Raw genomic sequence first — 10,666 nt, 5'->3', positions numbered from 1 at the left:
AGGAGTTTTGATGAAAAAATTTATGACAAGCGGGGCAGTGGCTCTAGTGCTAAGCAGTGGCGTGATGGCAGAAGAGAGCGGTGCGTTTGTGGGGCTAGATCTCGGACTTACAAGCCTTAATAAAATGACATATGAGAACAGTGGCGGGAATAGTGGGACTTATGCGTTTGGTAACCTCCGCTATGGGCTTGTGGGTGGATACAAGTGGTTTTTTAGCGAGAATATTGGACTAAGGGCGTATGTGGCACTCAATAATGGGGCAAATTACCTACAAACTGCGGATGCGCGTAGCGGCAATCAATTCAACTCGCTTTTTGTCAATGCTAATGTGGATTTTCTCAATACCTTTTATAATAGCGAGCAAGTCTCTGCTGGCTGGTTTGCTGGACTCTCTCTTGGAGCGGGGATTCACAGCAGTGGTGCTGTGAAGATTGTCACACAATCTTCTAATCTCTCTAATGTCTCTGGCTTTGATTTGGGTATCAATCTGGGCCTTCGCACACTCTTTGGCAAGCACCATGGGATAGAGTTTTTCACACGATTTGGTGTGATTGGTGCGAGTGCTAGGGCCGAGTATCCCAACAACTCCAAAACCGATATGAGCACCAACCAAATCTACAACGCTGGGATAAGATACACTTATAACTTCTAGCTATCTCTGCGCAATGCCTCTTTTGGGGGCGTGGTGGATTGTGTGCTGCTTAGATTCTGTGATTGTCTTAGAATCTGTCTTATATAAGTCTTAGTTGTGTGTTTGTGAATCTGTGGGGAGATTTGTAGATTCTATATTGCTTAGATTCTGCGCTGTGGATTGTGCAAACTTTGTGCCACTAAGATTCTGTCCTTGCTCGTTTTTTAGAATCTCTTTAGATTCTGAATCTGCACGAGATTCTGCGATTATTTTAGAATTTGTGGGATTAGGTTGTGAATGTGAAACCAAATTTTGATTGTGTAAATGCCTAGATTCTGACTTGCTTATTTTTAGAAATGTTGTTTGCGTGGGTTGCGTGATTATTGCTAAATCTGTGGGTTGGATCCTGCCTTTTAGAGACACACGATCTTGCACGCGCAGCCCTTTGTTTTTAGTCCCAAATCCAGTCGTGTGTGCAGAGATTCTCTCTCCTCGCGTGTGTAGCCTTCCTCTGTGCTCTCAAAGTAGAGCGCTAGCGTGCAGTCTGTGGAATACTCGCGCGGCGCGGGACAATACTCAAAGACTAGCCCAAGCTCCCTAAAGCTCGGGCTGCTTAGGATTCTCCCCACTTCAAACGCCTCGCTTGTGCTCTGAAAAATGCAATACCCGCGAAAAACCATCGCGCCTAGCCGATGAACATAATCGCCACGCCCGTGCCTACCTGCATACCCTCGGTGGCATAGATTTCCTTGACTACGCCATCTACGGCGGCGAGCACCTCGTTTTCCATTTTCATCGCCTCCACGATAGCGAGCGTATCGCCCACTTTCACGCTATCGCCCTGCTTGACTTTGATTTTGGTAAGCGTGCCGGGCATTGGGCTTTGTGCGTGTCCCACGCCCGTGGCTTGCGGCAGTCCGGTGCGCGTGGCTTTGTGCTCTTGTGAATCTTTAGCACTCGTATCATTGAGATTTTCGACATACACTTCCCTAAGCTCCCCATCGATACGCATAAAAAACGGGCGCACGCCCTCATTTTTCTCCCCGCTGCCTTCAATCTTGATAATATACTGCTCGCCATTGACGGTGATTGCGAATTCTTTGGGGAGTTTATCCACACCCCTATCTTCAAAATTCTCTAGCACTTCTGGTTGGAGGTTGTTTTGGTTGCGCTCCTGTAGGAAGATTTTGGCGATATTGCCAAAAATGGCGTATGAGATCACATCCGTGGGGCTTTTGGCAAATTCTTTAGATTCTGTGCGTGCTTGCTCTAGCTCGGGGGCTAGCAAATCCGCAGGGCGCACATTGACTGGCTTTTCATTGCCGAGCACCTTTGTGATGAGCTCTTTGGAGATGGGTGCGGGGGTTTTACCATAGAGTCCTTTGATGATATTGCGCGTTTCTGTCGTGATTGTCTTATACCGCTCGCCCATTAGGACATTGAGCACTGCCTGCGTGCCTACGATCTGGCTAGAGGGCGTCACGAGCGGGACAAACCCAAAATCCTCGCGCACCTTTGGGATTTCTCTCATCACCTCATCCATTCTATCGAGCGCGTTTTGCTCTTTGAGTTGGTTTGCCATATTAGAGATCATACCGCCGGGGATTTGTGAGAGTAGCACGCGTGTATCGATTTGGTTATACACAGATTCAAACTTCGCGTATTTTCGGCGGTTGCGACGCAAGATTTCACTTGCCTCTTCCATCGGCGCGAGATCCAAGCCACTATCATAAGGCGTGCCTTTAAGCGTGGCGACCATAGACTGCGTGCAGGGGTGGCTCGTGCCCTCTGCAAGCGCGGAATTAGCGAGATCGAGCACATCAGCACCGGCTTCTATCGCCTTTAAATGCGCGCCAAAGGCAAAGCCCGCGGTAGAATGCGTATGAAAGCTAAGGCTCACGCCCACCTCTTCTTTGAGGGCTTTGATGAGTTCATAGGCTTTAAAGGGCGTGATGAGTCCCGCCATATCCTTGATAGCGATAGAATCACAGCCCATTTTTACTAATTCCTTAGCATAGGCGACAAAGCCCTGTGTGGTATGCACGGGCGAAGTCGTGTAGCAAATCGCACCTTGGGCGTGCTTGCCATTTTTTTTGACAGATTCTATGCTTGTTTTGAGATTGCGCGCGTCGTTGAAGGCATCAAAGATCCTAAAAATATCCATACCCGCTTGCGCACTAAGCGTGATAAACTCGCGCACCACATCATCGGCGTAGTGGCGATAGCCGATGAGATTCTGTCCGCGCAAAAGCATCTGCAAGGGCGTGGTTTTAAAAATATCTTTAAAGATAGCTAATCGCTCAAAAGGATCTTCCTTAGCATAGCGCAGGCACGCATCATAAGTCGCCCCACCCCAAACTTCTACGCTATAAAAGCCCACTTTTTCAAAGAGCTTAGCAGCCTCTATCATATCTTCTGTGCGCATTCTCGTGGCTAAAAGCGATTGGTGCCCATCACGCAGGGAATTTTCTGTGATTTTTATCATAATCCTACCTTTCAATGTGTCTTTTACCCATTATAAGGAGTTTTTATTAAAAAATCCCATAAATCTTGCAAATCCCCTCACGCATTTACAATTCTCGTAGCAGAACTTGCAACGATATGGCAATGTTTTGTGGCGTTTGCTATAATGGCAGGCAATCTATAGAATCTGAAGAATCTAACCCTCAAAGGAGCGCGAGTGGGTGCAAAAATCTGGCAACTTTTGGCTCTGAAGCGATTGTATCTCAAGCAAATGTGTGCAGAGAGATACACACAGCTCCAAAGCAACGCCTTCCAAAGCGCGAGAGCGGTGCTAAGGACTATGGGAGGGGAGCAGGGAGAGAGGCAAGGCAATGGGCTAGATTCTATGATTGCCTCTTGTAGCTTGTGCGCACGCTCTAAGCTCACCACACAAAGGCTTGGCGGGTTTTTAGCTCCGCAAAGCCCCGTATGCTTTATCACTGCCAATCCGCTTGTAGAATCTAAAAACGCCAAGCCCGTGTTTGTCGCTACCAAAAGCGCGACTATGCTCCAAAATATGATCGCTAATGTCTTTAAGCTCCCGCTCCAATCCTGCTCTATCCTCTCACTCCTCAAATGCCCTGCAGATACTGCTCCACACATTGATGAGGTTTCAATGTGCATAGGGTTTTTGCACGCACAGCTAGAGCAGCTCGCACCAAAAATCATCGTGCTTTTTGGGCGTGAATGTGCGCAATATGTGCTAGGGCAGAATGTCGAGGGCGTGAGGGACTTTAGGGATTATGGGAGAATTTTGTGGCATAATAATCGCTCATTTTTGCTCACCTACTCGCTAGGTGAAATCGTGCGTAATCCATCGCTAAAACCACAGGTTATGCAACATCTTTTAGTCGCTAAGGGAGTGCTATGAGGATTTTTATCATTAGCTGCTTGGTGTGTATGGGGCTATGGGGCAAAAGCTATATCATCTCGCCCCTGCCCCTGCCCAAGCAAGAGATCATCAATCTCGAAGTGGGTTCGTGCGATAAGCGGTGTTTAAATAACCTCTATGAAGAAGGCTTGTATTTTTCTTTTATCGGGAGATTCCAAGATGAGCAAGATCCCGACTTGCGCGCCAAACTCACGCTAGCCCTCCAAGAGCTCTCTATCCTTGATATACCTAGTGCCTCAAGTAAGAATATCGCTAAGGTAAAGCTCGCACTCCTAATGCCCAAAAAGGTTATCGGGCGGTATTTTAGCGAGAGTATTGATATTATCCTCTCTTATCTTATGACGCGCGGTGGGGATTTTAGCTTTGAAGTGTTTAATACCGATACGGAGGATACGCAAGCAATACAGCAAGCCTATGAGCGCGCCATAGACGCACAGAGCGACTTTGTCATCGGGATTTTTACCACCAAGGGCGCAATGGAGCTCGCAAACAATATCAAAATCAGCGTGCCCATCTATCTCCCCACTATCAATATCCATCAGCTAAATACCACCAAAATCCCAAGGCACCTCTACTTTGGCGGTGTGGATTATGAAAGTCAGATAGAGCTGCTTGTCAGTCTCGCCAAAAATGAAAAGATAGTCGCCTACAACGACAACTCGCCCACGGGGCAATACCTAGGCTCGCTGCTACGGGCTAAAAATGTGGATATCATCTATGAGCAAAATATAGATTCAGCCACTGCCAAGCGTTTTAGCTCCATACTCAAGCAACAAGAGCCCTATCTGCAATCCAATGTCGTGATGTTTAACACTTCTGGAGCGCGCACGGGGCTAATCCTCTCACAAATGCTCATAAGCGATATTAAGCCCAAAAAGATGTTTTCTACACAGGTTAATTACGACTCAGCCCTACTAAACTCCGTGCATTCTACGCACAATCAAGAGCTCTATGTCGTCAATGTGATTGCAAATATCAATCCGCGGCTGCTAGAATACGCCTCCTTGCTAGGGCGGGATTTAAAATATAATTGGGTGAGTTATGCCACTGCCATAGGCGTGGAGCTACTCCTTGGCGCGCAGTTATCGGAGCAAGAGCGATTTTTTAGCGAGAAGTTTTTGGACAATCAAGTCAATTATGTGAATAAAATTTATAAATTTTCTGGAAAGAGCTTTGATGAGTATCGTTAGAAAAGAGGGGTTTGGGTTTTGTTTTGATACAGACAAATGCGGGGTGTGTGGCGGCAAATGCTGCACTGGTAGCGAGGGCTATGTCTTTGTAAATATTGATGAAATGCTTGAGATTGCCCAAGGGCTTGGTATGGAGTTTGGGGAGTTTAGCTCTAAGTTTGTGCGCAAGGTTGGCTATAGATTCTCACTGCTTGAGAAGCCTTGTGGCGATGGATTGGCGTGCGTGTTTTATCACGAGGGCAAATGCGGGATTTATGCCAATCGCCCCAAGCAGTGCAGGGATTTTCCCTTTTGGGAAGCTCATAAACGCGAATATCTTAGCCCCAAAGACTTTGAAGCCTTGCAAAAGGAATGTATAGGAGTGCGAAGTGAATCTTAGTAAAATCGTGTTGGGTTTATTGCTCGCTCTAAGCGTGGCGTTTGGGGCGTTTGATGAAGAGGAGTATATGTTTAGGGCGCTAGATTTGCAAGATCAGGGCAAGGTGCGAGAAGCGCGCGATACCTACCTCGTGCTTTATGATGAGACAAAAAAGCTCGAGTATCTCAAAGAAAGTATTTTGCTCTCCATAGGCTTTGAGCAGCCAAATATCGTGCTAGGCTATATCGAGGACTACAAGCGCGAGGCGCAAAAGAAAAAGCTAGGGGAGGATTTGGAGATAGATAAAGCCCTACTTGATGTGTATCTCAAAACCAATAACCCAACCAAAGCCCTGCCCATAGCCCAAAAAATCGCCAAAGAGGAGGACTCGCCCATTATACACAACGCGCTAGCTGTGATATACGCAAGCCTTGGGGATTTGCCAAGTGCTATTAAGGAGTTTCAGATTCTCTATGAGGAGAGCAAATCCCCAGAGGTGCTGCAAAAGCTCATAATGCTGTATGGGCAAACCCAGCAGTATCAAAAGGGCATAGAGTTGTTAGATTCATACCTGCAGGAAAATGAGTGCGAGGGGGATTTGTGCGCAATGGCGATACAAATCTATGCCAAGGCTATGCAGGGCGATAAGATAGAATCTATCCTCAAAAAACGCTACGATGATGAGCCAACAATCGCCAACGCACAGAATCTCATCCATATCTACTCGCTGCGCCAAAAGTATCACCAAGCCCTAGAGATTGCCTCACGCTATCCCTTTGATCCCAAAATCCTCTTTAATCTCTACGCGCAAGCCAAGGACTATGCCAATGCCTACAAGAGCGCGCTAGATGTGTATAAAAATTCTAAGCAGGCTATGTATTTGGGATTTGCTCAGATGTATCGGTTTGAGACTTTGGCAAATAAGACAAATCCCAAAGAGGTGCTGCCCGTGCTGCAAGATATGCAAAAGGCTATCGAGCTTATCCAAAAAGATAGCGTGCCAGATAGCCTGCAGAGGGAGAATCTCGGGCTGTTTTATAATTTTGCGGGATTTTTGCTCATCGATTTAGATCTCGACATTGAGCAGGGTATCGCGTATGTGCAAAAAGCCCTAGAGATCGCGCCAAATAATGTGGCGTATTTGGATTCACTCGCGTGGGGGTATTACAAACAAAGGCATTGTAAAAAAGCTAGGGAGGTGTTTGCTAAGATTCCAAAGGAGAGTATTCCTAGCGATGAGGAGCTAAGCAAGCACGCCAAATCGCTTGATTTGTGCGAGTAAATAAGAATTTTTTTGTCGATGTTGTGTTACAATTCAGCAATTTAAGAACAAACGAAAGGGGCGTGAAGTGAGTATGTCTGCGAGTATGTCTAAAATCGATCAGGTAACCAGCCTACACAAAAATAACGAGTTACAACTGCTATGTTTCCGCTTAGAAAAAGACAGAGATTTATACGCTGTTAATGTCTTTAAAATCCGCGAGGTGATCAAATACAACGGCGCGCTTACTATCGTGAGCCACGAGCCAAACACGCTTGTAGAGGGGCTTATCACTATCCGTGATCTCACCATTCCGCTCATTGATATGAAAAAATGGTTTTATTACGATCCACGCCAAAAAGACAGGGATTTGCGCTCGCACTCCATCAAACGCAACAAGGGCGAGGACGATATCATAATGATTTGTGAATTTTCACGATGGACGATAGGCGTGAGAATCTACGAAGCCGATAGAATCCTCAATAAAAGATGGACAGAGATTGAACAAAGCGTAGGCGTGGGCGGCAATGGGCAAAATGGCAAGCTCGTTAGCCGCACACGCTACTTTGATGGGCGTTTGGTGCAGGTGGTGGATATCGAGAAAATGCTCACTGATGTCTTCCCATGGATAGAGAAAGAAAAAGAAGAAGAGATGCAAAAAGTCTCACAAGTCCAAGCGACGAAGTCTATCTTGCTCGCTGATGATAGCCCGAGTGTGTTGCGCACAATGCAAGTGATTTTAAACCGCATAGGCGTGGTGCATTATGACTTTGTCAATGGACGCAAGTTGCTTGATTACATCTTCGCGCCTACGACGGATATTAGCACCATAGGTATGATTATCACCGATTTGGAGATGCCAGAAGTCAGTGGGTTTGAAGTGATAAAGCAAGTCAAGGCAAATGCCGCCACCGCACATATCCCAATCGTGGTAAATTCCTCGATGAGCGGCAGTAGCAATGAAGATATGGCGCGCAGCCTTGATGCCGATGAGTTCATCTCCAAATCAAACCCCGTGCAAATCGAGGCAGCTATCAAGCAGCTTATGCTCCGATAGCCCTTCCCCCACCGCGCGATGATACACTCCACCCCAGATTCTTTGCAGCGCATTGCGCGCACCCCCTGCTATGTGCTAGAGCGCGACAAACTCATCGCCAATCTCAAACTTTTAGAATCTGTGCAGCGCGAGAGCGGTGCCAAAATCCTCCTTGCGCTCAAAGGCTATGCGTTTTGGCGGTGCTTTGAAGAAGTGCGTGGGAGTCTAAGCGGAAGCACTGCGAGCGGGCTCTATGAGGCGCGGTTGGGCTATGAGGAGATAGGCGGGAGAGAGCAGGGCAAGGAAGTGTGCGTGTTTAGCCCCGCGTATAAGGAGATAGATTCACTCCTGCCCTACGCCACGCATATTATTTTTAACTCCTTTGCGCAATGGCAGCGATTTAAGCCCACTATCGATACGCACAATGCCACCAACCCAGCGCGCTATATCAGCCTAGGACTTCGCGTTAATCCCCTTTATAGTGAGGTTACTCCCGAGATCTATAACCCCTGCGCGCCCAGCTCTCGGCTTGGCATTATCCCTAGTGAGTTTGCCAAAGGCGTGCAGGAGTTTGGGCTAGAGGGGATTGATGGCTTGCACTTTCACACGCATTGTGAGCAAAACGCCGACGCGTTGCAGCGCACGCTCCCCCATTTTATCAAGCACTTTGGGCGATACCTAGAAGGCAGGAAGTGGGTAAATTTCGGCGGGGGGCATCATATCACACGCGCAGATTATGATGTGAATCTGCTCATTAGCCTCGTGCGAGATTTTAAAGCGCGCTATGATATGGAAGTGTTTTTAGAGCCCGGCGAGGCTGTGGGGTGGCAGGTGGGATTTCTCATCGGCGAAGTCATCGATATCGTGCAAAATCAGGGCCAAATCGCAATCCTTGATGTGAGTGCGAGCGCGCATATGCCCGATTGCCTTGAGATGCCCTATCGCCCGAGTGTCTGCAAGCTAAGCGGGGGCATTATAGAATCCGATAAGGGCGAGGGCGTGGGCACATACCACTATCGCTTTGGCGGTCCCACTTGTTTGGCGGGCGATGTGATTGGGGATTTTAGCTTTGAGACGCCTCTAAATGTGGGCGATAGAGTTATCTTTGAGGATATGCTGCATTACACCATTGTCAAAAACAACACCTTCAACGGCGTGCCGCTCCCCTCTTTAGGGGTAATCCAAAATGGCGCATTTCACACATTAAAGGAATTTGATTATTTTGACTACAAGCAACGCAACTAAGCCCATCGTGTTTGAAAACCTCCTTATGCTCGCACCCTTGGCGGGTTACACGGATTTGCCATTCCGTTCTGTGGTGAAGAAATTTGGCGTGGATATCACCGTGAGCGAGATGATAAGCTCGCACGCGCTTGTGTATGCCAATAAAAAGACGCTCAAAATGGTAGAAAAATCTCCTCTAGAATCCCCATACGCCGTGCAGATAGCGGGCTCCAAGCCAGAGGTGGTAAGGGAAGCAGTAGAGATTCTAAACGCTCAAGAGGGGATAGATATTATCGATCTAAACTGCGGCTGCCCCGCGCCAAAAGTCGCTAATCACGGCAATGGCAGCGGGTTACTAAAAGATCTCACACTGCTTGTAAAAATCGCAAATCTCATCAAGCAAACCAGCACCAAGCCCTATGTCAGCCTCAAGCTCCGCCTAGGCTTTGACAAAAAAATCCCCCTAGAGATCGCCGCAGCCCTCAATGAGTGCGATGTCGATTATGTCGTGATACACGGGCGCACGCGCAGCGATGGGTATAAAAAAGAGAGGATTGATTATGCGAGCATCGCTGCTATCAAGCAGCGTATCAGAATACCGCTCATCGCCAATGGAGAGATCGCAAGTGCAGCTGATGCCAAGAGGGTGCTAGAGCTCACGGGGGCAAATGGCGTGATGATAGGCAGAGCTGCCATCAAAGCCCCGTGGATTTTTTGGCAGATACGGAACGATACGGACGAGATCCCGCCCATCGTGCGCAAGGATTTGGTTTTGGAGCATTTTGACAAAATGGTGGAGTTTTATGGCGCGAGGGGCGTGGTGATGTTTCGCAAAAATCTCCACGCGTATAGCAAAAGCTACCCGGGTGCGAGTGAGTTCCGCAATGTCGTCAATGCGATGAGCGATCCTGCACAATCCCGCGCGCGTATCGAGGAGTTTTTCGGACAAGAATACATTAGTGAGGAGCTACCCCAGCTCGTGCATCTTAATAAACGCACAAGCTAGGGGATTTAAGAGATTTTTGGCTTTGCATTTAGAATCTAGCCTTATAGAATCCACCCCCAAAAAATCCAATCAAGATTCACAAAGACAAAATTATAGAATCTCAAGCATAGAGAATCTAGCTCAAGTGGTTTAGAATCTAAGCGATAGAGAATCTAAAGAAAATTTAGAATCTAGTTTTGGTAATTTAGATTTATAAACAATCACAGAATCCAATTCGACAGATTCAGAATTTAAGCACTTCACAGAATCTACTACTTCAAAAAAACTTGTGCGAGGCTTTGCCAAATATAAAAAATAGTGTGCGCGGTAGCGCAAGGCCTAAGCAGAATCTATGCCAATAGATTCTGCCATTTTTGCGGAGCAAAAATCCAATAAAATGTGTAGCGCGTCAGCGCATACCGACACTCGCCCTTGTCGTGTGTGGCAAAACGAAGTTTCTTTAGAAAAATCAGGAGCAAGGTGGCAGCAGTGCCTCCGCAACGATTGCGCTAGAAGCGGAGATAGCGAGGCTCTCTCCCCGATTGCGCAAAAAGAGCCAACGGGTTGCAAGAAAAGCGCAGCAAAAA

12 protein-coding genes are annotated in these 10,666 nt (G+C 47.4%); 9 read left to right on the top strand and 3 right to left on the bottom strand.

Translation table 11 applies throughout. From position 1 onward, the window contains the following. The coding region (locus tag ACH2BK_RS09520; protein ID WP_395003645.1) for an outer membrane beta-barrel protein at window positions 1-652 on the top strand (652 nt) is incomplete at its 5' end. Between the two features lie 90 nt (window positions 653-742). Here the strand turns inward: ACH2BK_RS09520 and ACH2BK_RS09515 are convergent. The 3 genes from ACH2BK_RS09515 to oadA are packed head-to-tail and all read right to left on the bottom strand — an operon-like array spanning window position 743 to window position 3,116. Continuing rightward, window positions 743-1,066 carry a hypothetical protein gene (locus ACH2BK_RS09515; protein ID WP_395003643.1) on the bottom strand — a complete coding sequence of 108 codons (324 nt, stop codon included), beginning with the start codon at window positions 1,064-1,066 and terminating at the stop codon, window positions 743-745. After that, entirely contained in the window at window positions 1,045-1,311 is a 267-nt protein-coding gene (locus tag ACH2BK_RS09510) for a putative Se/S carrier-like protein (RefSeq protein WP_395003640.1), read from the bottom strand. The genes ACH2BK_RS09515 and ACH2BK_RS09510 overlap by 22 nt, the downstream gene beginning before the upstream one ends. A 5-nt stretch (window positions 1,312-1,316) precedes the next feature. After that, on the bottom strand, window positions 1,317-3,116 hold the full coding sequence (gene oadA, locus ACH2BK_RS09505) for a sodium-extruding oxaloacetate decarboxylase subunit alpha (RefSeq protein WP_394994102.1): 1,800 nt from the start codon (window positions 3,114-3,116) through the stop codon (window positions 1,317-1,319). 195 nt (window positions 3,117-3,311) lie between these two features. Here oadA and ACH2BK_RS09500 point away from each other — a divergent pair, with 195 nt between their 5' ends. The 8 genes from ACH2BK_RS09500 to ACH2BK_RS09465 all read left to right on the top strand — a co-directional run. Next, entirely contained in the window at window positions 3,312-4,004 is a 693-nt protein-coding gene (locus ACH2BK_RS09500) for a uracil-DNA glycosylase family protein (protein WP_395003638.1), read from the top strand. Next, entirely contained in the window at window positions 4,001-5,215 is a 1,215-nt protein-coding gene (locus tag ACH2BK_RS09495; RefSeq protein ID WP_394994098.1) for a hypothetical protein, read from the top strand. The genes ACH2BK_RS09500 and ACH2BK_RS09495 overlap by 4 nt, the downstream gene beginning before the upstream one ends. Beyond that, complete coding sequence (locus ACH2BK_RS09490; RefSeq protein ID WP_394994096.1) at window positions 5,202-5,594, top strand: YkgJ family cysteine cluster protein; 393 nt, start codon at window positions 5,202-5,204, stop codon at window positions 5,592-5,594. The genes ACH2BK_RS09495 and ACH2BK_RS09490 overlap by 14 nt, the downstream gene beginning before the upstream one ends. Continuing rightward, window positions 5,584-6,855, top strand: a complete 1,272-nt coding sequence (locus tag ACH2BK_RS09485) for an ATP-dependent nuclease (RefSeq protein WP_395003636.1) — start codon at window positions 5,584-5,586, stop codon at window positions 6,853-6,855. Before ACH2BK_RS09490 ends, ACH2BK_RS09485 begins: the two co-directional genes overlap by 11 nt. A 73-nt stretch (window positions 6,856-6,928) precedes the next feature. After that, window positions 6,929-7,891, top strand: a complete 963-nt coding sequence (locus ACH2BK_RS09480; RefSeq protein WP_394994092.1) for a chemotaxis protein CheW — start codon at window positions 6,929-6,931, stop codon at window positions 7,889-7,891. Between the two features lie 18 nt (window positions 7,892-7,909). Further along, entirely contained in the window at window positions 7,910-9,115 is a 1,206-nt protein-coding gene (nspC, locus tag ACH2BK_RS09475) for a carboxynorspermidine decarboxylase (RefSeq protein WP_395003634.1), read from the top strand. Window positions 9,116-9,140: 25 nt separating this feature from the next. After that, entirely contained in the window at window positions 9,141-10,100 is a 960-nt protein-coding gene (locus tag ACH2BK_RS09470; protein ID WP_394994687.1) for a tRNA dihydrouridine synthase, read from the top strand. Between the two features lie 331 nt (window positions 10,101-10,431). Then, window positions 10,432-10,666 (top strand): hypothetical protein (locus ACH2BK_RS09465; protein WP_395003632.1); only part of this gene is annotated, 235 nt, incomplete at its 3' end.

This window comes from uncultured Helicobacter sp. (genome assembly GCF_949282165.1).
Taxonomy (GTDB): domain Bacteria; phylum Campylobacterota; class Campylobacteria; order Campylobacterales; family Helicobacteraceae; genus Helicobacter_F.
The sequence above is the reverse complement of the archived record's forward strand: the minus strand, read 5'-3'. Positions and strand labels throughout refer to the sequence as shown.

Coding starts and splice junctions, on each gene's coding strand:
- ACH2BK_RS09510 (WP_395003640.1), bottom strand. CDS start 1,311: ATGGTTTTTCGCGGGTATTGCATTTTTCAGAGCACAAGCGAGGCGTTT.
- ACH2BK_RS09480 (WP_394994092.1), top strand. CDS start 6,929: ATGTCTGCGAGTATGTCTAAAATCGATCAGGTAACCAGCCTACACAAA.
- oadA (WP_394994102.1), bottom strand. CDS start 3,116: ATGATAAAAATCACAGAAAATTCCCTGCGTGATGGGCACCAATCGCTT.
- nspC (WP_395003634.1), top strand. CDS start 7,910: ATGATACACTCCACCCCAGATTCTTTGCAGCGCATTGCGCGCACCCCC.
- ACH2BK_RS09470 (WP_394994687.1), top strand. CDS start 9,141: ATGCTCGCACCCTTGGCGGGTTACACGGATTTGCCATTCCGTTCTGTG.
- ACH2BK_RS09495 (WP_394994098.1), top strand. CDS start 4,001: ATGAGGATTTTTATCATTAGCTGCTTGGTGTGTATGGGGCTATGGGGC.
- ACH2BK_RS09490 (WP_394994096.1), top strand. CDS start 5,202: ATGAGTATCGTTAGAAAAGAGGGGTTTGGGTTTTGTTTTGATACAGAC.